The sequence below is a fragment of the Blautia sp. MCC269 genome (genome assembly GCF_018785655.1).
GTDB lineage: Bacteria > Bacillota > Clostridia > Lachnospirales > Lachnospiraceae > Blautia_A.
Genome location: NZ_WQQE01000011.1, coordinates 63443 through 89173, shown reverse-complemented (window position 1 = coordinate 89173; position 25731 = coordinate 63443). Strand labels below are relative to the sequence as shown.

Sequence of the window (25731 nt, the reverse complement as noted above, 5' to 3'; positions counted from 1 at the left end):
TCTCACAGGCCTCCTCCTATTGATACATTTTCTTATAATCGGACGGGCTGATCCCGGCATTCTTTTTGAACAATCTGGAAAAATATTTCAGGTCCTGATAGCCTACAGCCTCTGCCACATCATTCACAGACATCTCACCACTGCAGAGGAGCTGTTTTGCCTTGTTCATGCGAAGCTCTGTCACATAGTCCAGAAAGTTCTTCCCTGTTTCCTTCTTGAAAACCGAAGAAAAATATGTAGCGTTAAATCCGATGTGTTTACTTACATCTTCCAGCTTCAGAGGCTCCAGGTAATGCTCCTGGATATATTTTCTGGCTTCTGTGATGGGTTTCTGCTCTTTTGTTTCTTTTTTCTTCTCAAAGTTTTCGATCAGATCGGAAATATATTCTCTCAGGAAACCAAACGCCTCGGAGGTTGTGGTACACCTGTAAAATCCATAGATCAGATCTTTTCGGATTTTGTCGATATCCAGTTTTTCATTCTGACGGATTCCTGTGAGGACTGCATCGGAAATTTCCATATAGCAGTCATAGATCTGACTTCCGGATGCCCTGCGAGCTGTCATGATCCCTTCTGTTCTGGCAACCTCCATGGAGATTTTTTTGCTGTCCAGATATTCTCCGATCTCCTGGAAATATTTCCGTTCCTCCGGAAGCATCTCATAATCTTCCCTTGTCTCATTGTCGCCGGCATCCCAGGAAAGCCAGCCGCCTTTTCCACCGGTGATGCGATTCTTGCAGAGCTGTACGGCTTCTTTCATGGACTGTGGAAGCTCCTGGATCCTGTGTTTTTCGCCACCCATTGCCATGGTGACAATGATTCCCCAGAAAAGATCTCTCTGATTTTCAATCTCTCTGCGGACTCGTGTAAGAAACTGGCGCAGCTGTACCGGATCATACTTTTCCTTATAGATCACAACCATGATCCCCTCCGCATGAACAGCCGCCGCAGATTCATCCGCAAACTGTTCCAGCGCTTTCTGAACTACAGACAGCGACCGTTTCATCATGATCCTGTATGCATCCCCATGTTCTTCCGCAGAAGGAATATCCGGTTTTATAATGATCACCTGATAAGTGCCTTCATGAAAATCACAGCCATATTCCTGATTCAGGCTTTCATAACCGTTCAGCTCCCTGTTTTCCTGTGCGTATTCCCGCAGATTATCTACCAGCTGTTCCCGTTTCTTCCACTCGTTTTCACGAAGCTGCCGGTCCACAGACGCTGTCCAGTTATCCAGACGTCTCTTTTTCTCCTCTTCCTCACGGATTCGGATGAGAAGCTGCGTCAGTTCTTCCGCATTTACCGGTTTCAGAAGATAATCGGTCACTCCGTATTTCAGCGCAGTCTGTGCGTACTCAAACTGCCGGTACCCGCTTACCACGATAAAAACCAGATCCGGCCGCAGTTCCTTTGCCCGCCGGATGAGCTCCATTCCATCCACTCCCGGCATCCGGATATCTGTCATCAGAACATCCGGCTTTTCTTCCTCAATAAGCTGAAGTGCTCTTTCCCCGTCATTGGCAGTTCCCGCGATCTGGTACCCCAGTTTTTCCCAGTCCACAATCTTCTGCAACAAAAGATTTACCTTCGGCTCATCATCTGCAATGATTACTTTCAGCATAATTTCCCCCAGATATGTTTCCTTTTATTTCAGCAAAAATAACTGTTATATATTACAGAAATTATATCACGCACCTTATATTTTTTCATCCAGATTATATTACAAAATATTTCAGAAAAACAGGCCGGAAAGACTGATGATTGTCTTTCCGGCCTGTTCTGATTTCTGTTTATTTATGGACCGGTAACTCCATCTGCCGGTTCATGTTTGTGATTACCTGAAACTCTCCGTTTACCCTCTCAATTTCGTATACCAGTGGATGTTCTTCGGCCCACTTCGGATCTTTTTCCGCAAGGCTGTTCCAGGTATACCAGGCCTGGACAAAACCTCCGTGAATGGTATTTTCTGCTTCCAGGCGTGCCTGTACTGCATCTTCATAATTCTTAAATGTTCCTATATAAAATCTCTTCCCCTTAAATCCTATGGTGGCACGGTACTTTCCATTATTCATATGGTAGATTCCACGAAAACCGCTGGTATTGTCACTGCGGTGTTTTCTCTTTTCCAGCATTTCCACGCAGGTTCCATCAACCATATGAAGCTGCCCCGGAAGTTCTTTCCAGATTTCCTGGCGCAGGCAGCCACAACTTTTGTAATTGCCGTGAAGAAGCCCGTCTTCTGTGACCTCCACTTCATTTCCACAGTCGCAGCGGCAATGCCAGAATACTGAGCCTTTTTTGCTCCGTTTATCTGTGTGGTAAAGCGCAGTCAGACGTCCGAATTTCTGGCCGCTGATATCTGTGACTCCCCTTCCCTTTTCGTAACGACTGCAGCCACAGCTGGTACACTTTCCAGCTTTCAGCGCATGTGCGGTAACGATATGGATATTTCCACAGTCACAGCGGCATTCCCATCTGGTTCTTCCGTTCTGGCTCCGAATCCTTCTTACTGCCACAAGTTTCCCGAATCTCTGACCTGTAAGGTCTTCTGCCACCGGTCCACGTCTGGCCGTTTTTTCCAGAATACATCCACAGTTATCCACGGTTCCTCTCACCAGACGCCTTGTATTTACTTTTATTTCATTCCCGCAGTCACAACGGCACAGCCACATAATGTACCGGTTCTCACGTTCATCCAGTCTTTTCAGCACAGTCAGATGTCCAAATCTCTGGCCTTCCAGCTCAAGTCCCCTGTTCATATTCTTCATCCCTTACAAAAAACAGCGGTACGGTAGAAAATTTTTTTCGGCCGCACCGCTGTTCAGATTTTATTTTTTATCCGTCTTCTGTTTTTTTCTGGCAAAACCGATTATAAGTAATACCGCACATCCGGAAACGCAGATTACTGCGATCCATTTTCCGATATTGGTATTATCACCGGTTTTTGGCATGGATTTTACATGACTGGAAGAAGTTCCTGAAGCAGTTGGGTTGCTGCCAGTTTTATCTGGAGTCGTTGTCACCGGAGTTGCCGGTGTACTGGTCGGTGTATATGCAGGAGACGGTGTCGGTGTATTTTCCGGCGTTGGTGTTGGTGTGTCCGCAGGATCATAGGTATTCACAAATGTGATGTCCTGTTTTTCACTGACCATCTGCGCATCTGTATGTGCGGCAACAACCGCTTCCAGCTCGCCGGAGTCTCCGTTTGTTACTGTCACTTTTACGTAATAAACGGTGGAGTCATAATGGCCTTTTTTCAGGCTGCCCGGCTGCTGGGAAACTGTGTAGCAGTACACACCCGGCACAGAATAGCTCACTGCCGGAAATTCCGCTTTCCCGGCTCCTGTTACTGTCAATATGTTTTCTTCCGGCATGGGCGCTTCGTCCTCACCCTGAAGAATGATCGTATAAGTTTCGTCCGGAGATGGCTTCTCACCTGACAATTCCACGCTGACAGGAATCTTTACTTCCGCAACTCCAGCTGCCATAGCTGAAATCGGAAAAACTGTCAGGCACAGAACCGCAAGCAGGAGCACTGCCGGAAATTTTCGTATATTCGTCTTCATCCCCTCCTTACGTCTCCGGCGAATAAGGTTTCATTACCGCCAGAAGAACTGTTCTTGCATCTGTAAATTCCGAAGAGCAGGTTGACATTGCCAGTATCTGAGAAAAATCTTCGGACTTTCCAATCTGATCCATGGTTTTCTGATGGATATTTTCTGCATTCTTTCTGACAAAATCCACAAGCCCGCTGGTGTCTGCCTGCCATTTCCCACTGTTAAAAATTGAATCCTCAGAAGCGGAAACCTGCATACATGCAAAAATTTCCAGCTTGTAGGAACGGTCAAGGAGAATCAGGGTGCCTGTGGTGTTTTTGTCAAAAAACTTCTTTTTTCTATAGAGATCCAGATCACCAAACATCTTGTGGTTGGCCATGTGATGGCCATACAGCAGGGAATATTTTCCCTGGAATGTGTTATCACAGCCTGAATCCAGGAAGATGCTTCCTGACAGTGCAAAATCGCCGTATACATCGGTGTTGATGTAGGTCAGGTTATCTTCTCCCTGTAGAATCGGATAATCAATTTTTGTATGATCCAGTGTGATCCATCCGCAGACATCCGGATTAATCTTTCGAAGTTCCTCAAAAGAAGCTCCCCCATCCTTCTGTTCCGGGTCCGGCTTCAGTTTCATAAGCTCAGACTGAACATCATCCACGGCTGCATAAACCTGTGCATTATCCCAGAGTGCGTATCCGGAATATGCCGCTGCAAGGATCAGAAACAATGCCACAATGGCAGTGATCAGAGAGTTGGCTGCTTTCAGGAAAAACTTAGATGCGTTCATACTGCCTCCTCTCTGCTGCCTGAATAATCATTAGTCTTCGAATTTGCGTCTTCTGGTGATGAATGCTGCACCTGCGATTACGATTACACCTGCGAATACGAGGATGTATGGGAGGGTTGTGAGGTTGACGCCTGTGTCGACGTTGCCAGTTCTAGTATTGGTAAATTCTACTTTCTGATCAGCAGCATTTACAGTACTGTCGTCACCATTTCTTGTTGTGGTATATCCTGCAGCAGCTGTCTCAGTAACAGTATAGCTTACTCCATATGGGAGATTTTTAATGCTAATTGTATCACCATGTTTCAGTTTGAAAGTTGTCTCTTCGCCAATTTTAATAGATGTAGGATTACTTGCACCTTCACTTCCACCTGTTACAGCATAAGACTCTTCATATGTTTTTCCTTCTACACCTCTTAAAGTTACTTTGAACTCGAAATACTTATCTTTATCACCAAGATTACCTTCAACAGTTTTGGAAATATCTAATGTTCCTGCAGAATAGGTGTTTACAAATGAATCAGATTTTTTTCCTGTTGATTCTGTATGAACTGCTGCAATACGAAGTTTTCCATTTGTCCCATTAACTACTGTTACTTTCAGTTTAATATCATTTCCGTAATAATTAACACCTGCTTTTGTTCCTGCAACTTCCCGTAATGTATACTCATAAATACCAACATTGTCATAAGCAGGCAATGCAACTGTTATATTTCCTGTTGTTCCATCAACAGTTGCTGCTCCCTTTGCAAATTCAGCACCTGTAATTGTTCCAAGATCTGGAGCCGTAGTTGCCTCGCTGTCTGATACACTACCTTTCCCTACCTGCTCTAATGTGAAAGTTTCTGCTGGAGAAGTCGTACCTTCATTTGTAAGCATGTAAACCTTCTTAACAGTAACAGTTTCCTGATCTGTAGGTGTAGTATCTGCCGCAAACGCCGTACTTCCCATGGTAAACATGGTGGCTGCTGCGATCAAACATGCTAACAGTTTCTTTGTCTTTTTCATAAGAAAATCCTCCTAGAAATATAAATTTATTTATAAGCTCATAAAAAAGCAGCTTATACATTTTGACTGTGTTGTTCTCCCGTAAATGGAAGAACCGTTCCGTTTTTTACAGTTCCCTTCTTCGAAGTATGGTGATTACTTTTGCCTTCACATCCTCTGTGGAGATGGGGCCGAATTCCCGGCTGTCTTTTGCCTGTGTCCGGTAATCTCCCAGAATAAATACACTGCCTTCCGGAACTGTATAGGGATATGTGATCCCTTCCTTTGCATATGTAGGAAATGCAATTTCTCCTGTCTGGGCCGTTCCGTTTACGAGAAGCGTTCCTGTGTCATCCATTGTAACCACATCCGTCTCGCATCCCAGAATACGTCCCACATGAGTTTTGCCGCCGGCTTCATAGACGACGACATCATTTTTTGCAAAATTCTGTTCCATCCGAAAACCGATGAGAAGATCTCCGGCGTCCACTGCCGGAAACATTTCGTTGTCCGGTGCCTGGCCTATAAGAAAAACCTGTGTAAACAGCAGCCAGCCAACGGCCACGATCAACACGATCCGCCAGAAAAGACGGATGTAGCCTTCCTTTATTTCTGTAGAATATCTTCTTTTCCGGATTGTCTGAGAACAGGTTTGATCTTTTTCAGCACGCATCACCCCCGCACCTCTTCCCCGGAGCTGTCTGCCTTTTCTTTTCCGGCATCCTGCCCGGTATTCCTGCTTTCAGCAAGTTTCTTATATTTGCGAATCACGGCATTGCAGCTTCTCTGGTGGTCGGCAAGGAGTGCATCGTAACGTGCACGTTCTGCGCTTAAGGATGTCTCGTAGATCTGGTTCAGCTCTTCCAGCTTTTTCCAGAGCTGGATCTCATCCACTCCACCAAACAGTACCTTCCGGAACTTTACTTCCTGAAACCACTGTCTCAGCTTTTCCTGCTCATGATTTAACGCCTTTGTATTTGTTTCCGGAAGCCGCTCCGGCTGTGCATTGCGGCTCCCTTTCTTTGCTGTCTTTTTTTCCTTCATCGCATGTCCGCCCTTAACTCTGACGTTTTCTGCGTCCGAAGAGCAGAAGCCCAGCACCTAGGGCTACAATTCCCAACGCCAGAATATATGGTGTTGTTCCAAGGTTTAAACCGGTGTCTGGAATGGCTTCTTTATTGTTGGTAAAAATGACTTCATGTGCGGTATCGTTATTCAATTGCTGAATATTGGATATTGTCGCTATTCTGTCACCAGCAGAAGCAGAACCGTCTATTGTACAGGAAGTTGTATATCTGCTGCCGCTGTAATCATCCTCCGTAATTGTCACCGTTGCTCCAACCGGAACTTGTGTCAGCTTTCTTGTCTGGTTATCTGACAATGTAATTTTCGTTGAACCTGTATACTGTGTCTCATCGATTTTAAATGGAAGATTAGTATTTCCATTTACTACCGAGACTGTAAAACGGAAGGGTTTGTTCTTATCTCCCATATTTCCGGTTACAAGCTTTTTGATATTTACGGATGTATAGAGTGGTATATAGTGAGCATAGAAGTTTACGGTACCGTCTGCCAACTCTGTGGCATTCGGGGTATAATTCCAATTTGTAATTTTCTGGTCTTTGTAAGCTCCTCCGGTCTCATTTTCCGGATACCAGCCATCCAGAACATAGATTATTCCGTTAACTTCTTTTGTACTGCCTATCTCAGCTTTTGTTGTTTCGACAACAGAATCGCCAGTTTTATAGTTTTTCGCATCAACCTGTGTGTAGTCCGTCTCACCCGGGTCTTTTACCCAGAATTTTGCGGTAAATACACTTTTACTTTTTATACTCAGCGCACAGTCTATGTGATATGGATATGTTCCTCCATTGTCACGTGAAATTTTACGGGGCGTTAATGTAATCTCCAGAATATCTTCTTTATTAAGATCCCCAAGAGCAATCCCTGTATCTTTACTGATTGCAGTTTTATAATTATCCCAGATTGAATCCAATACAAATGTGAAATATGAACCAGTAGTCGCATCTCCACGCTTTACTGTCCAGGTTGTACCTTTACTTCCATCCGGCCATGAAGTAATATACTTAGATACATTTGATTTAATATTTTTCTCCTTGTAAACCGTATTTCCTACATAACCATCTTCCCAGGTTGCACCATCTGTATTAATATTTCCTATTGTATTACTTGTTTCCTGTGCCGGTGCCCATGCTCCTGTATCATTTGTCCATGGATCTCCTGCAGGATTGGCAAGATAATAAATTGCTGCTTTCCCAGAATATGTTGTTGAGGATGCTGGTGTAGGTGTTGGCCACTTTGCTTTCGCATCTTGTGTCTGTACCTCTGAATCTGCTTTATCCTTTTCCAGCTCTTCCACCTGCGTTGGTGTAGCAGTTGGCTGTTCCGTCACCGTTGGCTCCTCCGGCTGCTCAGTCACAGTCGGGTCCGCTGGCTGCTCATTATCTTCTGACGGGGTCGGCTCCGCATTATCCGCATCCGGATTCTCCATATTATCTTCCGGTGGAGTGACTTCCGGTTCTTCCGTCTGTTCTTCCCCGGGCGTCTGTTCGCTGTCCGTCTCTGCCTCTGCTACCTCCGGATCTCCCGCTTCCTCTGTCATGACAGACTGTACTGTTTCATCTGTATTTTCGCTGCTGGCCTCTACTGAAAACGCTGAAATCGAAACACTGCAGATCATTGCAAACGCAATACAGACCGCCAGCATCTTCTTCAGCAGGCTGTGTTTTCCAGATGAATGACTATGTATCATACCTCATACCTCCTTCTTGTATGATATGGCAATCAAAAAAACAGGCACTGCTCATACATACTGTTTGTCCGTGCCGGTATTTCTGCTCTTTCGCAGAGCACAATACTCTGCGTAAAATTTTTCGCAGTTGTCTGAAAATCAACCTTTTTTCAGTCTCTGACGGCGATTTCTGACGGTTCTTAAAAATTTACAGTCTGAAAATTTTTTTCATTTCATCTGTTTTCAACTTCAGTTTTTCCATATTTGCACGCTTCAGTCGCATAGACGAGTGTACATAACATTCCAGAGTAATCCTGGTGCTGGAATGCCCCAGAATCTCCGAGAGACTCCGGATTTCAAAACCGGCCTCCACACATCTTGTGGCAAAACTGTGGCGCAGAGTATGGAAATGCACACCTTCCAGATTGCAGGCATCTGTATACAGTTTCATCCTGTACTGCAAAGTTCTCGGTTCCAGAAACTGCTCTTTTTTACCGGTCAGAATATAGGCATCCGGATTATCTTTTTTCCACCGGGCGCAAAGATTTGCAATGTCCTCATTCATGGGAATCACTCTTGCAGATTTTCCGCTTTTTGGCCCGCCGGTTACAATTCTTGTTTTTTCCTCACTGACAGGGTTCAGATCTTTCAGGCGCTGCATGGTGTGACGCACATAAATGACTTTTTCTTCCAGAGAAATATCTCCCCACTTCAGGGCACAGAGTTCTCCGATTCGAAGTCCGGTCATAAGTGCTAGCAAAACGCCAAACCGGCATACGTCCATATCTTTCAGAAGATATTCCGTAAATCTTTTCTGCTCTTCAACGGTCAGTACACGCATTTCTTTTTGTTCTGCACGTGGATATACGATTTCCACAGACCGGGCAAGCGGATTTTGTTTTACTGTATAATCTAAAATGGAATTCAATACGGAAAGAATATCCCGCACTGTTTTTTGTGAAAGATTTTTCTCATGAAGCAGATGATAACTGAACTGCTCCACAAGTATTTCTGAGACAGCTTCCGAAAAATATTCGCCCAGATCAGGTTTGATGTATTTTTCCAGAATCGTTGTATATTTTACAAAAGTAGCTGGCTTTACGCTGCTCCGTTTCAGGCAAAGCCATTCGTCACAATAATCGGAAAGATGTTTTCTCCTTCCGCGCACGGACTGAGGCTGATTATTCATAAGCGCAAAACGGGCCTGATTCATTTTGTCCCTGGCTTCATGGTATGTTTTTCCATAACAGTAGCCATAATGGATCCTTCCATCCAGCCTGTGGCCCTTGATATACCTGGCTTCCCAGCGACCGTCTTTTCTCCTGTAAATGTTTTCTCCTTTTCTGCTCATTGTTTTTCCTCCTGTTAAACAGAATTCTTATAGTCTGATCACAAATGAGATATTTTATCCACCACCAGGTACCTTCTGACGATAATCCTGACGGCGTATTACCTCCTTTTACAGCTGCTTTCCCATTTGCAGCCCTATATTATCCGTAAAATCTGACGAAAAACCACGACAAAAAAGCTGTTTTTCCAGAGCTAAAAGCTTGAATTTTAAGAAAAAAAGTGGTAACTTTATATAAACAGAGTATTGTGCTCTGTGAAATTTTACCAGTTAATTATCTTAAAATAACTATATTTTTTAAGTAAAAAATTCCCGCATATATCCTTCCTGATATACGCGGGAATTTCTGATTTTTCTCTTTATTTTTATTATCCTGTCTTTTTTACCGGAGAATTTTGATCTGGCACATCTCCATGGCTTTCAGTGCATTCTCATGACTCTCCGGTGTAACGCCTGCACAGCATGCGGCATCTACACAAATCGGAACTTCAGGAAGAGAAGCCTTGATCAGAAGTGCATTGGAAATCACACAGATATCTGTACAAAGTCCTACCAGGGTAATGCTTCCAATTTCTTCATCCTCATTAATCGTAACCAGCTCCCCTGCAAGATCTGTAGAACCGAAAGTTTCTTTATCAATTGGCTCTGTTTTTCTCAGAACATCCAGTTCTTTCCGAATCTGCCAGCCATCTGTCCCCCGGATACAATGAGGAACCGGAAGATTTTTCCCCTCCTGTGTTTCCAGATAATATGTCTCATGGGTATCTCTCGTGAAGAATACTTTTCCGTCAAAATTTCGGATCTTCTCCTCCACCTTCGGAACAATGGCCACAGCCTCCTTCGTGCCAAGTGTGCCGTCAATAAAATCATTTTGCATGTCTACTACGATGAGAATGTTCTGCATGTTTGTCACCCCATTATTTTTATAACTTATTTCTGCCCGACAAATCTGTAATATCTTTATTGTGCATACTCTACCGGAAGATGTCAAGCGAAAGAACTTCATAAAAAATCTCTGTCACATCAGCTTTCTGCCAACATGCCAGACAGTTTCCTCCACTTACTGCAAAATTTCAATCCTTTCTGAAATAAGTTCCTTTACGTTTTCCTTCTTCTCCTCAGACAGATATGCTTCCTCTATTTGCTTCAGAAATTTATCTTTCTTAGAACATATTTTTTTCAGCATATGTTCTGCTGCATTCGATGGTATCCCACAGGCTTCTGCCAACAACCGGAATTCTTTTTTATGAATATTTCGTTTTTTTCCATTAATCGTAAGTGCAAGCTGTTCTTTATCTTCCGGCATGATTATATTTACAGGCAACATATCATATGCTTTTGACAGCTGAAACTTCCTGTTTCCAGGTTCCGTCTCTTTCAATGAAAAATTTTTCAAATGCATATCTGAATTTCCCATGACAAAAGAGCCCAATACACGTAAAAACAATTCTGACATATCCAGTCCCGGTGTCGTCGAATATTTCTTAATAATCCTGCCACATTGTTCATAAGAACCTTTGTACTTATCTTGCGTTAATCTACAGGATAACTGACAAAAATCTTCCATTGCATATAACTTGATTTCTTTTTCCGTTATCTCCCGATCAATCCGTTTTGTAATATATGCATACTCTCCATTCATTTTTATAAGTGCATGTGGCACTGTCTGTATCCCCATGATCTCAGCAAGTCGCATGGCAAGATCTTCAAATTCCGGCATATTTTCAAATTCTTCTGTCTGCGGCTTTAATATATAACCCGTCGGATAATCTACAATTGTAAGTCTTGCATCTATATCACTTGATAAATGAAGTGATAATTTCTTTTGAACACCTGGCACAGTTAATCCTTCATTAACCGTTTCATTTACAAGAAATTCCAGTTGTTCTTTTGTTATATCCAAAACAGGCATTTCTTTTGTATGAAAAAAATTTACCACACATTTTTTATGCCACTGCCACTTTTTTTCTGATTCTGCTGCATTTTGATTGATCGTTTTTCCACAACATAAACATTTCATGTTATTTCTCCTCTGATACAAACGTCTCCGATACAGTCTCTGCATGCCGCCAGTAAAAGACCAAATCTGTCCTTCTGATTAATTTTCCAGTTTCGACTGACTACGCCAAGAAGCCAGCCCTCAGGAATCAGTCCATCAAAAAATGGAAACAAAATGGTTGTTTCATATGGGGCTTCACGTAAAGGTAGAGTAAGGCTTACCGCCACCGCATCCTCTCTTTTTAAATATTTTTTATCATACGAAAAAATATATCCTTCTTCTGTTTCAGCAATTATTCCGGCAAAACAATTTTGAATATATACATAACCTTTTCTATATTCCGACTCCACCTGCTATTCCTCCCTTTCACCCGGTACAGCTTCTTTTCCGAACATTGCCAATGCCTGATTTACTTTATCCAGACGCACAGTTTCTTTTCCCTGCTCCAGCTCTCTTACAAATCTGAGCCCCAGGCCAGCACGCATTGCAAACTCTTCCTGTGTAAGTCCAGCTTTTTTTCTTTCTTCTTTTATATAATTACCAATCCTGTTCATAATAAACATATTAATCCCTATCGGGTATAATTTCAAGTTAAAATTTACAATTCAATCCCGATCGGGTATATTTATACTGATCACAGTTTACTTCATGAAAAAATCTCTGTCACATCAGCTTTCTGCCAACATGCCAGAGATTTTCTCTCATTTATATTTCTTCTGTATCTTAAGCCTCAATAATCCGCACATTCCAGGCAGGAATCTTCAGCTCTGTACCAGCCTTAATTTCCTTGCCGGTAATTACATCTTCTGCATCACCATATTTGTACGTAACAGCCTGTTCTGATCCTGAGTAATTCAGGAAATACCTGATCGTTTTTCCAAGATCATTCGTTCCTTTACGTACAATCACCGGATAGCTGTAACCGGATAACTCAACGCCTGCACTTCCAAGAGCATCTTTTATTACATTCTGAAGGGTGGCATCATCTGTCATACATCCCAGATAATATGCCGTACCTTTCCCATATTTATTTCTGGTTATGGCTGCATATCCCTTCCAGTTATAATGCTCATATCCGGCAAGTACCTCTGCGCCTTCCGGTTTCAGAAGTTCCATAAATACCCTTGCTTCGCCATACAGCTTTCCGGCCAGCTTGACCTCCCGCGGAAATGTAAACTGATTATAACTGATCCCCAGCGCACTTTTTAGAATATGCGGCTGTGCATCCACATGAACCTTCACATTCTCATTGGCAAAACCGCTCTTAAATGTCACAACCAGCGTACCGCCTTCTTCCACATAACGATTCAGCCTCTGAAGTGTACTGTCCGGAACCGCATAAAGCGCCGGTACAAAAATCGCCTTATACCGGGAAAGATTCTCCGATTCCGGCCATACAAAATCACACTCCACATTCATCTGATACAGCGCATCATAAATCCAGCGAACCACATCATTGTAGCGGATTTCACCATTATCCCCGGAAGTCGCCTGAATGCCAAACCAGTTCAATGCAGTCAGAGCCTCATTGCTCACCATCACAGCCACATCATTTTTCTTCTTAAGATTCACCAGACGGCTGCCTTTTTCCCGAAATTCTTTTCCAATAATACAAGCCTCACGGTAAGTATCATTCTCCGCAAAATCATGGCTCAGAAGTCCCTTCCAGTAAGTTTCAAAAGAATTATGGATAGAATGCCAGTGCCAGTACATCACACTGTTGGCCCCGGATGCCAGATGACTGTAGGCACAGAGACGAAGCTGACCTTTATACGGCGTCCAGCACGGAAATCCCTGAGCTTCCGTCTCTAGTACCAGATAGTTATCATGCTTCAGACTGCGGATCATATCCCCTCCAAAAGCAATCTCCGTACCGGTCAGATCATCCTGAGACGGATGATAAATATCCGTTCCCGCAATGGTCAGAGCCTGTGATGCATGAAGATGATTCACATCCGGCTGTACACCGTAAGAATATCCTCTCCACTCAAAATCCAGGTTGTGGGTAATAAACTGATCTTCCCTCTTATACTCGCTGACGATCCCGGCCTGCCAGCTTAAGAATTGATCCACCAGGGTCCGCTGGAACTTCTCAAACTCCGCACCCAGACTGCCATTAATCGTTCCCCTCACATCCGGAAAGTCTTCCCAGGCATCAATCCGGTTACTCCAGTAATCCAGCCCAAATTCATGGTTCATGGCATCCAGATCATCCTGAAATTTTTTTCTTAAATATTTTACAAAAGCCAGCTGCACATTTTTGCCTGCTGTACCGTAATACTTGGTCTCATTATCCACCTGAAAACCAATGACACACTTCCTTCCTGCACTGACTTCCATCAGTTTCCGGATCACACGCTCCGCATAAAAAAGATACACCGGATTGGTAATATCCATAATCTGTCTGGCACCATAGATCCCCGCCCCATTTTTCGTCGTGGCAATCACATCCGGATGGGCCTTCACCATCCAGGCAGGAACCGCATACGTAGGCGTACCGATGATCACATGGATCCCGGCCTCCTCCATAGCATCCATCACACGCTCCACATGAGAAAAATCAAACACCCCATCCTGCGGCTCACAGGTACTCCACGTAGACTCCGCAATACGCACCGTATTGATCCCCGCTTTTTTCATCATTTCTATATCTTTATCAAGTCTGTCATACGGCATGTATTCATCGTAGTATGCCACGCCAAAAAGAAGTTTTTTCATATCTTCCTCCCATGGTATATTTTGATAAATTTATCTTAACAGAAGTTTCCGATACAGGATATCATTTATTTGAATATTTTTTACAGATTATACCAACGTCCTCATTAACAGAAAAACCGCTCTTTTCTTTCATATTAAAATACGAGAAAAGAGCGGTCTTCCATTTATTTTTTACAGTTATTTATTTTATCTTATTTACCCTCAGCGATCTCCTTGGTGATCTTCAGGAACTTATCAATATCGTCTGTTCCATGGCAGTGAAGCGGAGAAACACGAAGCGCACCCTCAAGACCAAGAGTTTCTACGATACGTTTGGAATACGGGCTGCTCTTTACACGCTCGAACAGAGTAACACCATGCTCCAGATATCTTCTTGCACACTCTGCAAATTCAATACCCTCGATACCCATGGCAACAATGAGATCTTTGTATGTAAGATCCTCCATATCCACATAAACCTGAACACCCGGGATATGACGAAGACCCGGAACCTTATCGGTACCTTCCAGCATACGGTACAGAAGCGCTCTCTCCTGAAGATGAATGTGATTCATACCCTCAACAAAAAGCTCACGCTTATTATATTTATGTGCGGAATCGCCCAGGAAATGTTTACCGATACTGCAAACATAATCAATAACAGCCATCATAGCCGCAAAGTTAGCCGGAGCCGGAGTACCAAGAGCCCAGACATTATCATCCTTGCAGGTCAGTTTGATATGCGGCATCACAGCAACACGGTCAGAAACATAAGCATAACCACAACCACGAACACCAAAGAACTTATACGGAGCAAAGTTGCAGACATCCACACCCCAGTCCTCAACATCGATCACTGCATGAGGAGCATGCTGAACCGCATCACTGACAATATAAATATCCGGATTGATCTCTTTTGCACGGCGTGCAATTTCCTTGATATCCATGATATTACCGGAAATATTGGAAGCAGCCATAATGCTGAGAAGAACTGTATCCTTATCCACATACTTCATAATCTCATCCGGATCAAGACCACCCGTCACCTTATTAGCCGGAACCTCACGGAACTCCCTGCCAGTCTTCTTGCAATAATACTCAACCGCATCATGAGCAGACGGATGCTCCAGAGCAGAAGTAACTGCATTCTTACCCCAGTCAACACCTTCCATAATTGTACCAACTGCATGGAACATAGTCTGGGAAGCAGTCAGTTCCGTAATCAGAGCACCACTCTTCGCACCAAAAATAACCTCAAGGATCTGCTGAGTACCATCCTTAACATAATCAGCCAGATCAAACCCTCTGCCACGTGCACGCTCCGGGCAATCCGGAAACTCCTCAATCGCAGCCTTAGCCTCAACCGCCTTCTTCAGTCTCAGAGAACCACCAGAGTTCTCAAAGAAAAGACGCGCACCATACTGCGGATCCTTATCTGCATAACAAAACTGAGATTTCAGCTTCTTCTGATATGTATCTGAAAATAAAACTCCATGATTAAATTCCATAATGATATCCTCTCCTTCATCACACAAAGCCCCGGTCTCCCGGATAGCCATCAATTCATGAACACCCTCGTTTCACGACTGCGTTCATTATATCTCTTTCATCAGAAGATAGCATAACACATTTATAAATAGTTATAAAATGAATAATGTGAGTGTATTATATTAACATTGTTTATATTTTAACACAGCATAACAGCCATGTAATACTGCAAAAAAGTTGCTGTTGATACTTCCGTCAAACCACAAACAAACTCAGCCTTTCCTCCCAGCCGTCCAGCGCAGCGCTGACGGCTCATCCAACTCCCGGGCCACCACTCAACCTATCACTCTAAACCAACCTACCGAGCAGCCACCCTACCCTCCCGCCCTGAAAAGCCAGCCCGTGAGGCGTCCCTTTCATGTGCGTCCCTTTTCCCACAAAAAAAGCCGAACCAGCCACACCACAGCCAGTTCAGCTTCCTCCCAGAAACTCACTCCCCATCAACCCAGGCAAGCAACTTCCCAGTAAAAACTCTATTAAAGAAATGGATCACCGGCCCCAAACCAAAAGCCGTCACCAGCGTACCAATTCCCACAACACCACCAGTCAGATAACAGATCAGTGCACAAAGCACATCATTAGACATCCTGTGCCAGAAATAAGGAATCCTCGGCCACTTCTCCGTCATGATCAAAGAAAGACTATCATAAGGCGCAACCCCCTCATCCGGCATCTGATACATCGACAACCCCAGACAGCAGATCACAACCCCAATACACAGCGCAACCAATCTCACCGGCAGCGCCACAAGCTCCAATCCCATAACTCCATGAAAAATATTATAAAAAAACGTAATAATATAAGCCAGGCACACCGCATTTACAACTGTACCAATCCCCAGAAACTTCCTTCCAAAAGCAATCTCAATAATCAACAGCACAATATTCACAATCAGCTGAAAATTACCATAAGCCATACCAAGCATATCCGCAACCGCCATATTCATTCCACTAAACGGATCCGTACCAAGCCCGGCCAGCTTAAAAATTCCAATCCCCATACCTGCAAAAACATTTCCGATGCACATGATCAGAACATGCTTCCAGTTAATATTCCTCAAATACTCCCCCATAGCATCAATTCCTCTCTCTTTCAAAACAATCATAATCAATATACACAACTTTTTTCATTTTACCACACCCAACCACCCCTGTAAAACACAAAAAGACACAAAAAGCCAAAAAAATCAACAAAAAAAGACATCCTGCAGACCGTTTAACCGAATCCACAGGATATCCTCTTTTTCATATCACGCCATTATTTTACGATCACCATTCAATCCCGAACCCCTCATGGCAGAGCTCCGGCACCTCAGATATCACGAAAACTTTTTTCAATATTATCCAAATATTATTTAATAAACTTAACCTCTGGATAAATCGCCTGCTTAGCAGCCTCTTTGCGCTCATTAAATACAACCTTATTCTCCTCAAACAGGTTGCGGCCCTGAGCATCGATAGACACGATCAGCGGACCAAACTCCTTAACCTTATTGCACCATAAAGTCTCAGGCATACCAAGCTCATCCCAGTGATGCTCAACAATCTTCTCAACCTCTGTAGCAGCCACAACTGCACATCCAGCCGGGAAAACACAATGGATAGCACCGAACTCTTTACAAGCACGCTCCGTATTCGGGCCCATACCACCTTTACCAACGATCACTCTGACACCAGTCAGTTTTGTAAACTCATACTCGAACTTCTCCATACGCATGGAAGTTGTCGGTCCTACAGAAACCATCTCGTAATCATCCTCTGTACCTTCGATCTTGCGAACGATCGGGCCGGCATGGAAAATCGCTTTGTTGCGGATATCATACGGAAGCTCTCTTCCATACTCAACCAGACGACGGTGAGCAACGTCACGGCAGGTCATCAGATCTCCGTCCAGCCATACAATATCGCCGATTTTGATATCAGCCAGGTCTTCTGCGCTTATAGGTGTAATAAGAACTTTTTTATCTCCTCTGATTTCGATCATGATTTTTCCCTCCGTTTATATTAAGCATTAAATTTCCATGTGGAATGAGTATCACAGGTTACTGTAAGATCCGGATTTACAACCAAATGTCCACGACGGTGAGACCAGCATCCAACGTTTACTGCAACACCGATGGTAGATGGATGACGCGCGGTATTCTCGATGTTAACACCCATTACAGAATACTTTCCGCCCATACCCTGCGGTCCAAGGCCGATCGCATTGATACCGTCCTCAAGAAGCTTCTCCATTTTTGCCGCGTTTGCGTTGTCATTGTGAGAACCGATCGGACGCATCAGCGCTTTCTTGGAGTTCAGGGCAGCTGTCTCTACAGATGTACCTACACCAACACCAACAAGAAGTGGAGGACACGCATTCAGTCCATAAGTTGTCATCTGATCCAGAACAAAATCTGTAACACCCTCATAACCGGCACCTGGCATCAGAACCATTGCTTTTCCAGGAAGGGTACATCCGCCGCCTGCCATGTATGCGTAGATCTCACATTTATCGCTGTTCGGAACAATATCCCACCATACAGTCGGAGTTCCTTTACCAACGTTTTTCTTTGTGTTGTACTCATCAAAAGTCTCAACGGAATTATGTCTTAACGGTGCTGCAAAAGTAGCCTGAACAACAGCATCTTTCAGAAGTGCTTCCAGCTCATTGATATACGGGAAATTTGTTCCGCATTTCAGCCAGAACTGAAGAACACCTGTATCCTGACAGCTTGGACGGTTCAGCTCTACAGCAAGACCCTGGTTCTTTGTCATTGTCTCATAGAGAACTTTTGGAAGTGCAGCTGTTTCCTGGGAACCAAGCTCTTCCAGTTTCTTAACTACGTCATCCGGTAATTTTTTTCCAATATGGGCAACAAAATCTGCTACCATGTCTGTTAATACTTTAACTCCATTTTCCTTAGTCATGATTTACCTCCTGATATGGTTCGATGGTTTAATGTTTTTTAGTTACATAGGTTTACATAAATTTGGTTGGTTGTTTCATCATTAATTTGGCTGATTAATGGTTAAGATGGCTTTTTAGGTTATTTATTGACTTATTTATTTCTTCCCCTGCGCTTTATGATCGGCGCAGAGAGAACTAACTTAATTGATCAAAAGTTTCTCCCTTTATCCTCTTACGGATAAAACGGGAACAGGATCGGTAACAGGATCATACAGATCACAAAAGATACCAGGATCAGCGGCAGACCGGATTTTACGTAGTCTTTGAATTTGTATCCTCCAAGACCAACTACCATGGTGTTTGCCGGCATACCGATCGGTGTTGCATATGCACAGGAACCTGCGATAACCGTTGCGATAACAACAGCTCTCGGATCTGCTCCCAGGTTGTTCGCAAGAGATACCGCGATCGGGATCATCAGTGCTGTGGTTGCTGTATTTGACATAAAATTTGTCAGTACACAGGTTACAATAAAGATCACCAGAAGAAGAAGGATCGGACTTGGATCAGATCCAAGAAGTCCCACGATTTTATCTGCGATCAGCTCTCCGGCTCCGGTTGTATCCAGCGCTTTTGCAAGTGTCAGAGAACCGCCGAAAAGAAATACAACTTTCAGATCAATGGATTTCAGTGCTTCCTTCTCGGAAATAACTCCTGTCAGAACCAGGATGATCGCTCCGATACATGCAGAAACCTCAATGCTGATACCTATCTCTTTCTCAAAGATCATTGCAAGGATCACAAGGATCAGAGCTACCAGAGAAACGGTCTGTTTCCACTTCGGTACATGGCTGAAATCCTGCTGATCTTCAAGCGCTTCCCCGGATGCATTCTTTCCGTCCGGAAGAAATTTATATCCGATAAGGATAAAGTAGAGGATTCCGATCAGAAGCATTGGAACTCCAACCGGTGCATACATAAAGAAGCTTGTGGAAAGCCCCATCTCCTGAAGTGCATTCACACCCATCAGGTTTCCCGGTGCACCAATGATAGAAAGGTTTCCACCAAGAGCAGCGGCAAATACCAGCGGCATCAGAAGACGGCTTCTGGAATAACCGGACTCATCAGCGATTCCACAGACTACCGGGATCAGCACTGCTGCGGTACCTGTGTTGGATAAGAATCCGGACATTACACCTACAATTACCATGATCGCGATGATCAGTGTTTTTTCTGTTCTGGCAAATTTTGTGACCAGTCCTCCGATCTTATTTGCCATTCCTGTTTCAAACAATGCCTGGCCAACTACAAACATGCCAACGCAAAGGATTACGTTACTGTTTACATACTGTGAAAACGTTGTTGTCGCATCCACAACTCCTGTAAGGGTCAGGCCGATCGCACAGATCGAAGCCGTCAGACCAAGAGGAATTTTTTCAAGGATGAAACTGATAATGGTGAACACAAGAAACAGCAATGTGATAGTTGTCTGAGACATTTCTGTACTCTCCTTCCATTAAGTTTTGGTTTTCTCCTGAAAAGTATAGGCCGTACACGTTTCTTTTGATGGTTCCATTATAACCGGTGTACATATAAAAAAACAAATTAATGAAACACATATCCCCATAAAAAATTTTTATACTCTCAATTTTTAATGATAATTTTTATGCACTATTACCACAAAACTTTCTCGTTTTCAAATGAATATGGAATTTTTCACATGTCCATGATATCTTTATAATGACAGTCAGCTCCAAAGAGCATGTCCTGTTCCGAATTTCTTTCGATAAAAAACAGCGAAATCTGTCAAAAATTTCATCTGATCATACACGGAGAGAAGGTATATTATGACACTGAATCAACTACGCTATTTCTGCACAGCCAGCCGCTGCCACAGCATCACAAAAGCAGCCGAAGAATTATATGTGACCCAACCAACCATTTCCATGGCCATTCGCGACCTGGAAATCGAATTCGGAATCAGTCTTTTTTCCAGAAAAGGAAATCAGCTGAGTCTGACCCAGGAGGGAGAATCCTTCTACAAAAAAGCTACTTATATTCTTCAATATTGTAATGAACTTCAGGCTGACTACTCCAGCATGTCCAGGGTAAAACCCCCTCTTCGCATTGGAATCCCGCCCATGCTGAGTACTGTATTTTTCCCGGAGCTGCTTATGGCATTTCATGAAAAACACCCGGAGATCGCCGTGGTCCTGGAGGAATATGGATCTGTCCGTGCCTGCAACCTGGTGCAGGATGACACCCTGGATGTAGCTCTGGTCAATATGGAACAGTATAATATTGATAAATTCCACAACGCTGTCCTGGCCAACGACCAGGTAGTTTTCTGCGTAAGCAATGACCATAAACTGGCAGAAAAAGAATCTGTCACAACAAAAGAAATGTCAAAAGAACAGCTGATCTTTTTTAACGCGGATTCTGTCCAGAATCAGATCCTGAAAATGCGTTTTGAAATGGACGGCTACAAGCCCAATGTCGTGATGCGAAGTAGCCAGATCTACACTACTTTGCAGTTTGTAAAAACCGGAAAATACGGCTGTTTTCTCTATTCCAGCATGACCGATAAATTTTCCTCTTCCAATATTACCGGCATCCCTCTCAATCCACCTGTCCGCATAAAAATCGGCATGGTATGGAAAAAAAGCAAATACATCAGCGGCGATATGCTGACATTTCTGCATTTCACCCGCATGTATTACAAAGAACATCCGCTGATAGAAAAATAACAATTTACCAGATCCTGATTATATGTCGATTAATATTTCTAATAAATGGAATTTTTTTAATAAAACCCATTGAAATCCGTCAATTCATGTGATACTCTGTGTTACAGTGTATTTCTACACAAAACGAATGACCGCTACCACCGTACACAAAAAGGTCCTGGCATCATTCAAAAATAAAAAAACTCAGGAGAGTCTCTTCTGAAAAGAAGAGCGCCGAAGGTGTACGCAGCACACAAAATGCTGTAAATCTCTCAGGCAAAAGGATGGAGGAAAGAGTAATGTTTACACAAATCAACAACTTTATCACATGGTTTGACGGAGTCGTTTGGGGACTTCCGCTGATCATTCTGATCCTGTTCACAGGAATTCTGTTAACCGCTCGGTTAGGCCTTTTACAGGTAAGGCATCTCGGAAAAGCACTGAAATTCATGGTTAAAAATGAAGAAGGCGGTGATGGTGAGGTCACAAGCTTTGGAGCTTTGTGTACTGCGCTTTCAGCAACCATCGGAACTGGAAATATCGTAGGTGTTGCAACTGCTATCGCAGCCGGCGGACCTGGAGCACTTTTCTGGATGATCGTAGCCGCATTTTTCGGAATGGCAACCAAATACGCAGAAGGACTTCTGGCAATCAAGTACCGTACCATTGACAAAGAAGGCCACGTTCTCGGTGGACCATTCTACTACATCGAAAACGGTATGGGAAAACAGTGGAGATGGCTTGCAAAGATCTTCGCATTTTTCGGAGCAGGCGTTGGACTTTTCGGTATCGGAACATTTACACAGGTAAACGGTATCGCATCTGCAGTCACCAACTTCTTTGATCCGGATAAAGCACACACAGTAGCACTTTTCGGAAATACATATTCCTGGGCAACTGTAGTTGCATGTCTGGTACTTACCGTATGCGTAGGACTTGTCGTTCTCGGCGGAATCCGGAGAATCGCAAAGGTATCCCAGGTCGTTGTACCGTTTATGGCAGTTCTCTATGTTGCACTGGCACTGATCATCGTGATCACAAACATCACAGCAGTTCCTGCAGCGATCGTAACTATCGTAAAATCTGCTTTCACAGGAAGTGCACTTGCAGGTGGCGCAATGGGAACCATGGTCGTAGCTATGCAGAAAGGTATCGCCCGCGGTATCTTCTCCAATGAGTCCGGTCTTGGTAGTGCCCCGATCGCAGCTGCTGCAGCTCAGACAAAAGAGCCGGTACGTCAGGGTCTTGTATCCATGACAGGTACATTCATCGATACTATCGTGATCTGTACCATGACAGGTCTTTCCATCGTCATCACAGAGACATGGAACACAGGTCTTGAGGGTGTTGCCATCACAACAGCCGCTTTCCAGAAAGGACTTCCTTTCCCGCCGGTTGTAGCATCTTTCTCACTGATGCTGTGCCTGGTATTTTTCGCATTCACAACAATCCTCGGATGGGATTACTACGGTGAAAGATGTCTGGAATACCTCTTCAACCGAAACAAAGCCGCAGTAAAAACCTACCGTTGGCTGTATATCATCTGCGTATTCATGGGACCATATATGACTGTAGCAGCTGTATGGAACATCGCAGATATCTTCAATGCCCTGATGGCATTCCCGAACCTGATCGCTCTTCTTGCCCTGAGCGGTGTGGTTGTAAAAGAAACAAAAGATTTCTTCAAAAGACATAAAAATTACGAGTTCTGATCCCGGACATCGTAATCAACTGAAAACACGCACAAACCCATAAAATTCCCCCTAATATCATACAAAAAGACGCAGGCCTTTTTATCATCCGATAAAAGACCTGCGTCTTTCTTATTACAAAACTCCTACGCCAGCGTCAGTATCTCCATCTGCTGTGTCAGATCCGCTGCATCCAGGATTTCTCCGTTTCGTACATCCTTCTTATCAAGCCGGATACACATTTCCTCGCCATCTGTCATATGGAAAAAATTATCTGTAAGCGTCACATCCACATCTGTAAATCCAATAGCTGTAAACGGGCTGAAGCAGCTGCTCTTCAAATGGATTGCAAATGCATCATCCTGCTCCTCCACCTCGGCAGTGATCTCCGGTTTATCCAGTTCCAGATATTTATATGGGACAAGAGTCTCCACATCACGGAGCACACTTCCATCAGCAAGTGTCACTTCCGCCTCAAGGAAAATCTCATACTTCTTGTCTTCCCATCTGGAAACATCCACAACCAAGATCTGCCCGGACTCCTGCACACCCACAGTGCCCTTTCCGGTGATCTTCTCAAGGATCTCACATTCCATATTTTTCACATAAAAGACAACCTGGTATGGCTGCGCTTCCATACTTTCATTTTCCAGATACACCTGCATGGTATCCCCATCCCGGCACATGCTCACAGCCTGTGGCGCATAGAATTTTTTCGCCATATAGTGAAGCGCCTTCCAGCGGCCAAAATAGTCGATACTTGCCCAGGATGCCACCGGCCAGTTATCGTTGATCTGCCAGTAAAGAGTACCCATACAGCGGCCTCTGTGACGTCTCCAGTGGTCCACGCCATACTTCATGGCCATTCCCTGGAGGATCTGGCTCACATAGAGAAGCTTGCGGAAATTCTCCGGATAACGGAAATTCTCGGAGAGGTAATACAGGATCTTTCCGTTGGCCGCCGGATTTTTCTGGTGGTTCTCCATCACCCTGGAAAAAATATTCCGGTCTTTCTCTTCCGTAAAGCTCTCCACCGTTTTCAGGCACGGGAAGGACTGGAAGCCAAACTCCGAGCAGAAACGGAAATAATGCTTCTGATAATCGGTAAAAGGCTTCTGACCATGCCATACATCCCAGTAGTGACAGTCACCCCGGTTCTCATCATCCGGATCATCAAAGCATCCTCCGGAGCTCGGGGAAGACTGCCAGAAAAAGGTCTCGCTGTCTGCCGCTTTCACTGCTTTCGGAACCACGTGTTCAAACATTTTTATGTAGTCCGCACGGAGATATTTCGACTCGCTCTGCACCTCCGGCCAGTGATCCCAGGCAGATTCCATCTCGTTATTTCCGCACCACAGTCCAAGAGATGCATGATGACGAAGACGTTTAACATTCTCCGTGATCTCCTTCGTGATATTCTCTTCAAATCCTTCCGTGAGATCATAGACATTACATGCAAACATCAGATCCTGCCATACGATCAGTCCCATCTCATCGCAGAGATCATAGAAATGATCCGAAGGATAATAACCACCGCCCCACACACGGACGCAGTTAAAATTGGCACGTTTACAGGATTCCAGAAGATACTCCTGGATCTCCGGCGTAATCCTGGAATAGATACAGTCCTCCGGAATATAATTTCCGCCCATGGCAAAAATCTTCACACCATTGATACAGAATGCGAATTCTTTTCCCCAGAGATCTTTTTCCTGGCTGATGGTAAGAGTACGGAGACCGATACGCTTCGTTATGGTTTCCAGAACTTCTCCATTCTCATCCAGAAGCTCCACCTGAACTTTATATAACGGCTGGTCGCCGTATCCGTTTGGCCACCAGAGTTTCGGGTTGTGAATCGTGGATGTCAGCACTGCTGGATTATTATTCGCTGATACAGTCTCCTCCACTTCGCATACATAGGCTTCCGTTTTCCGGTCATTGGCATCTGTTCTATGTCCACAGGCACTCTCTACATCCTCCTGGATCGTCACTCTCACCCGGCACTTATCCACAGCATCTCCGCTTACCACCACCGTTGTACACACATCCACAGCATTATCCCCATGCCTTTGTGTAATCTTCACATCCTCAATCCTTGGATGGCTGTACGCTTCCAGATAAATATCCCGGAAAATTCCGACATCAATGGTCTGAGGGCCCCAGTCCCATCCAAACATACAGTGCGCCTTCCGGATTAGCTGGTTTCCTTTCATTCCACCGCAGGGAACATAGTGGATCTCTTTATTTTCTTCATACTCATAATCTTCGATATATTTGAATACGGAACGGAATACGATCCGGATCTGATTCTCCCCGGCATGAAGAAATTCTTTTACATTCAGTTTCCAGGTACGATGCATATTGTCTGTAGATCCGGCCTTTTTTCCATTGATATAGATATCTGTCAGAGTATCCAGCCCCTCGCAGACCAGAGCCACTTTCTCTTCTTTCAGAGCCTCCTCCGCAACCACAAACGTTCTGCAAAATTCATAATCCTTCCAGAACAGTTCCCTCGTAGCGTCTTCATTGGTGCGGTAAAAAGGATCTTCAATCTTTCCAGCCCCGTAAAGCCCAAAAAGCACAGATCCCGGAACCTGCACTTCACATAATGTATCTTTCCCCGCTTCCGCCAGCTCCCATCGGCCATTCAACATGATCTTTCTCATAAAATATACCTTCTCCTGTAAAAATCCCCATCTCTATACAGTCCTATATTACAGACTGTATCATCCCATTTTTAAGTGTCC

Annotated in this window: 22 protein-coding genes and 1 riboswitch; of the genes, 2 read left to right on the top strand and 20 right to left on the bottom strand. The window is 44.1% G+C overall.

Translation table 11 applies throughout. The features are described 5' to 3' along the window. Nucleotides 1–16 precede the first annotated feature (16 nt). The 19 genes from GPK88_RS04575 to GPK88_RS04485 form a co-directional block, all read right to left on the bottom strand. Nucleotides 17–1624, bottom strand: coding sequence for a response regulator transcription factor (locus GPK88_RS04575; protein ID WP_118608934.1), 1608 nt, complete (start codon nt 1622–1624; stop codon nt 17–19). A 169-nt stretch (nt 1625–1793) separates the two neighbouring features. Beyond that, the gene (locus tag GPK88_RS04570; RefSeq protein WP_243279055.1) at nt 1794–2762 is read right to left on the bottom strand and encodes an AP2/ERF family transcription factor; all 969 of its coding nucleotides are present in this window, start codon (nt 2760–2762) and stop codon (nt 1794–1796) included. A 69-nt stretch (nt 2763–2831) separates the two neighbouring features. After that, a complete protein-coding gene (locus GPK88_RS04565) occupies nt 2832–3569 on the bottom strand; it encodes a streptococcal pilin isopeptide linkage domain-containing protein (RefSeq protein WP_118609257.1) in 738 nt (245 codons plus the stop codon). A 7-nt stretch (nt 3570–3576) separates the two neighbouring features. Further along, the gene (srtB, locus tag GPK88_RS04560) at nt 3577–4350 is read right to left on the bottom strand and encodes a class B sortase (RefSeq protein ID WP_173771293.1); all 774 of its coding nucleotides are present in this window, start codon (nt 4348–4350) and stop codon (nt 3577–3579) included. A 30-nt stretch (nt 4351–4380) separates the two neighbouring features. Next, the gene (locus GPK88_RS04555; RefSeq protein ID WP_173771295.1) at nt 4381–5355 is read right to left on the bottom strand and encodes a DUF7601 domain-containing protein; all 975 of its coding nucleotides are present in this window, start codon (nt 5353–5355) and stop codon (nt 4381–4383) included. Nucleotides 5356–5461: 106 nt separating this feature from the next. Next, the gene (gene lepB, locus GPK88_RS04550; RefSeq protein ID WP_173771297.1) at nt 5462–6007 is read right to left on the bottom strand and encodes a signal peptidase I; all 546 of its coding nucleotides are present in this window, start codon (nt 6005–6007) and stop codon (nt 5462–5464) included. Next, nucleotides 6007–6378 (bottom strand): hypothetical protein, encoded by a 372-nt coding sequence (locus GPK88_RS04545; RefSeq protein WP_148445549.1) that lies wholly within the window; start codon nt 6376–6378, stop codon nt 6007–6009. Before GPK88_RS04545 ends, lepB begins: the two co-directional genes overlap by 1 nt. 13 nt (nt 6379–6391) lie before the next feature. Beyond that, nucleotides 6392–8107 (bottom strand): DUF7601 domain-containing protein, encoded by a 1716-nt coding sequence (locus GPK88_RS04540; protein WP_173771299.1) that lies wholly within the window; start codon nt 8105–8107, stop codon nt 6392–6394. 187 nt (nt 8108–8294) lie between these two features. Next, nucleotides 8295–9437: a tyrosine-type recombinase/integrase gene (locus tag GPK88_RS04535; RefSeq protein WP_173771301.1), complete on the bottom strand. Its 1143-nt coding sequence runs from the start codon at nt 9435–9437 to the stop codon at nt 8295–8297. 379 nt (nt 9438–9816) lie between these two features. Further along, nucleotides 9817–10338: a cysteine hydrolase family protein gene (locus GPK88_RS04530; protein ID WP_148445555.1), complete on the bottom strand. Its 522-nt coding sequence runs from the start codon at nt 10336–10338 to the stop codon at nt 9817–9819. A 156-nt stretch (nt 10339–10494) separates the two neighbouring features. After that, entirely contained in the window at nt 10495–11454 is a 960-nt protein-coding gene (locus tag GPK88_RS04525; RefSeq protein WP_173771305.1) for a HipA domain-containing protein, read from the bottom strand. Beyond that, nucleotides 11451–11783 carry a HipA N-terminal domain-containing protein gene (locus GPK88_RS04520; RefSeq protein ID WP_118608985.1) on the bottom strand — a complete coding sequence of 111 codons (333 nt, stop codon included), beginning with the start codon at nt 11781–11783 and terminating at the stop codon, nt 11451–11453. The genes GPK88_RS04525 and GPK88_RS04520 overlap by 4 nt, the downstream gene beginning before the upstream one ends. A 3-nt stretch (nt 11784–11786) precedes the next feature. Beyond that, nucleotides 11787–11987 carry a helix-turn-helix transcriptional regulator gene (locus GPK88_RS04515; RefSeq protein ID WP_118609019.1) on the bottom strand — a complete coding sequence of 67 codons (201 nt, stop codon included), beginning with the start codon at nt 11985–11987 and terminating at the stop codon, nt 11787–11789. 169 nt (nt 11988–12156) lie between these two features. After that, nucleotides 12157–14151: a beta-galactosidase gene (locus tag GPK88_RS04510; protein WP_215707559.1), complete on the bottom strand. Its 1995-nt coding sequence runs from the start codon at nt 14149–14151 to the stop codon at nt 12157–12159. 191 nt (nt 14152–14342) lie between these two features. Continuing rightward, nucleotides 14343–15638, bottom strand: a complete 1296-nt coding sequence (locus GPK88_RS04505; RefSeq protein ID WP_173762465.1) for an aminotransferase class V-fold PLP-dependent enzyme — start codon at nt 15636–15638, stop codon at nt 14343–14345. Between the two features lie 470 nt (nt 15639–16108). Continuing rightward, nucleotides 16109–16783: a YczE/YyaS/YitT family protein gene (locus GPK88_RS04500; RefSeq protein ID WP_330626557.1), complete on the bottom strand. Its 675-nt coding sequence runs from the start codon at nt 16781–16783 to the stop codon at nt 16109–16111. 245 nt (nt 16784–17028) lie between these two features. Further along, a complete protein-coding gene (gene ttdB / locus GPK88_RS04495; protein WP_021977663.1) occupies nt 17029–17661 on the bottom strand; it encodes a L(+)-tartrate dehydratase subunit beta in 633 nt (210 codons plus the stop codon). 20 nt (nt 17662–17681) lie between these two features. Then, complete coding sequence (ttdA, locus tag GPK88_RS04490) at nt 17682–18587, bottom strand: L(+)-tartrate dehydratase subunit alpha (protein WP_021977662.1); 906 nt, start codon at nt 18585–18587, stop codon at nt 17682–17684. Nucleotides 18588–18799: 212 nt separating this feature from the next. Beyond that, on the bottom strand, nt 18800–20065 hold the full coding sequence (locus GPK88_RS04485) for an SLC13 family permease (RefSeq protein WP_173771307.1): 1266 nt from the start codon (nt 20063–20065) through the stop codon (nt 18800–18802). Nucleotides 20066–20414: 349 nt separating this feature from the next. Here GPK88_RS04485 and GPK88_RS04480 point away from each other — a divergent pair, with 349 nt between their 5' ends. Next, nucleotides 20415–21314 carry a LysR family transcriptional regulator gene (locus GPK88_RS04480; RefSeq protein ID WP_173771309.1) on the top strand — a complete coding sequence of 300 codons (900 nt, stop codon included), beginning with the start codon at nt 20415–20417 and terminating at the stop codon, nt 21312–21314. 174 nt (nt 21315–21488) lie between these two features. Beyond that, a riboswitch (glycine riboswitch) is annotated at nt 21489–21591 on the top strand. Between the two features lies 1 nt (nt 21592). Next, a complete protein-coding gene (locus GPK88_RS04475; RefSeq protein WP_173771311.1) occupies nt 21593–23005 on the top strand; it encodes an alanine/glycine:cation symporter family protein in 1413 nt (470 codons plus the stop codon). 125 nt (nt 23006–23130) lie between these two features. Here GPK88_RS04475 and GPK88_RS04470 read toward each other — a convergent pair whose 3' ends face one another. Beyond that, nucleotides 23131–25650 carry a beta-mannosidase gene (locus tag GPK88_RS04470; RefSeq protein WP_173771313.1) on the bottom strand — a complete coding sequence of 840 codons (2520 nt, stop codon included), beginning with the start codon at nt 25648–25650 and terminating at the stop codon, nt 23131–23133. Between the last annotated feature and the right edge of the window lie 81 nt (nt 25651–25731).

Excerpts from the sequence above, each read along its gene's own strand:
- GPK88_RS04540 (WP_173771299.1), bottom strand. The coding sequence starts at position 8,107 with ATGATACATAGTCATTCATCTGGAAAACACAGCCTGCTGAAGAAGATG.
- GPK88_RS04565 (WP_118609257.1), bottom strand. The coding sequence starts at position 3,569 with ATGAAGACGAATATACGAAAATTTCCGGCAGTGCTCCTGCTTGCGGTT.
- GPK88_RS04570 (WP_243279055.1), bottom strand. The coding sequence starts at position 2,762 with ATGAACAGGGGACTTGAGCTGGAAGGCCAGAGATTTGGACATCTGACT.
- GPK88_RS04575 (WP_118608934.1), bottom strand. The coding sequence starts at position 1,624 with ATGCTGAAAGTAATCATTGCAGATGATGAGCCGAAGGTAAATCTTTTG.
- GPK88_RS04525 (WP_173771305.1), bottom strand. The coding sequence starts at position 11,454 with ATGAAATGTTTATGTTGTGGAAAAACGATCAATCAAAATGCAGCAGAA.
- GPK88_RS04510 (WP_215707559.1), bottom strand. The coding sequence starts at position 14,151 with ATGAAAAAACTTCTTTTTGGCGTGGCATACTACGATGAATACATGCCG.
- srtB (WP_173771293.1), bottom strand. The coding sequence starts at position 4,350 with ATGAACGCATCTAAGTTTTTCCTGAAAGCAGCCAACTCTCTGATCACT.
- GPK88_RS04515 (WP_118609019.1), bottom strand. The coding sequence starts at position 11,987 with ATGAACAGGATTGGTAATTATATAAAAGAAGAAAGAAAAAAAGCTGGA.
- GPK88_RS04475 (WP_173771311.1), top strand. The coding sequence starts at position 21,593 with ATGTTTACACAAATCAACAACTTTATCACATGGTTTGACGGAGTCGTT.
- GPK88_RS04470 (WP_173771313.1), bottom strand. The coding sequence starts at position 25,650 with ATGAGAAAGATCATGTTGAATGGCCGATGGGAGCTGGCGGAAGCGGGG.
- GPK88_RS04505 (WP_173762465.1), bottom strand. The coding sequence starts at position 15,638 with ATGGAATTTAATCATGGAGTTTTATTTTCAGATACATATCAGAAGAAG.
- GPK88_RS04530 (WP_148445555.1), bottom strand. The coding sequence starts at position 10,338 with ATGCAGAACATTCTCATCGTAGTAGACATGCAAAATGATTTTATTGAC.
- GPK88_RS04555 (WP_173771295.1), bottom strand. The coding sequence starts at position 5,355 with ATGAAAAAGACAAAGAAACTGTTAGCATGTTTGATCGCAGCAGCCACC.
- GPK88_RS04545 (WP_148445549.1), bottom strand. The coding sequence starts at position 6,378 with ATGAAGGAAAAAAAGACAGCAAAGAAAGGGAGCCGCAATGCACAGCCG.
- ttdA (WP_021977662.1), bottom strand. The coding sequence starts at position 18,587 with ATGACTAAGGAAAATGGAGTTAAAGTATTAACAGACATGGTAGCAGAT.
- GPK88_RS04500 (WP_330626557.1), bottom strand. The coding sequence starts at position 16,783 with ATGATTGTTTTGAAAGAGAGAGGAATTGATGCTATGGGGGAGTATTTG.
- ttdB (WP_021977663.1), bottom strand. The coding sequence starts at position 17,661 with ATGATCGAAATCAGAGGAGATAAAAAAGTTCTTATTACACCTATAAGC.
- GPK88_RS04480 (WP_173771309.1), top strand. The coding sequence starts at position 20,415 with ATGACACTGAATCAACTACGCTATTTCTGCACAGCCAGCCGCTGCCAC.
- GPK88_RS04485 (WP_173771307.1), bottom strand. The coding sequence starts at position 20,065 with ATGTCTCAGACAACTATCACATTGCTGTTTCTTGTGTTCACCATTATC.
- lepB (WP_173771297.1), bottom strand. The coding sequence starts at position 6,007 with ATGCGTGCTGAAAAAGATCAAACCTGTTCTCAGACAATCCGGAAAAGA.
- GPK88_RS04535 (WP_173771301.1), bottom strand. The coding sequence starts at position 9,437 with ATGAGCAGAAAAGGAGAAAACATTTACAGGAGAAAAGACGGTCGCTGG.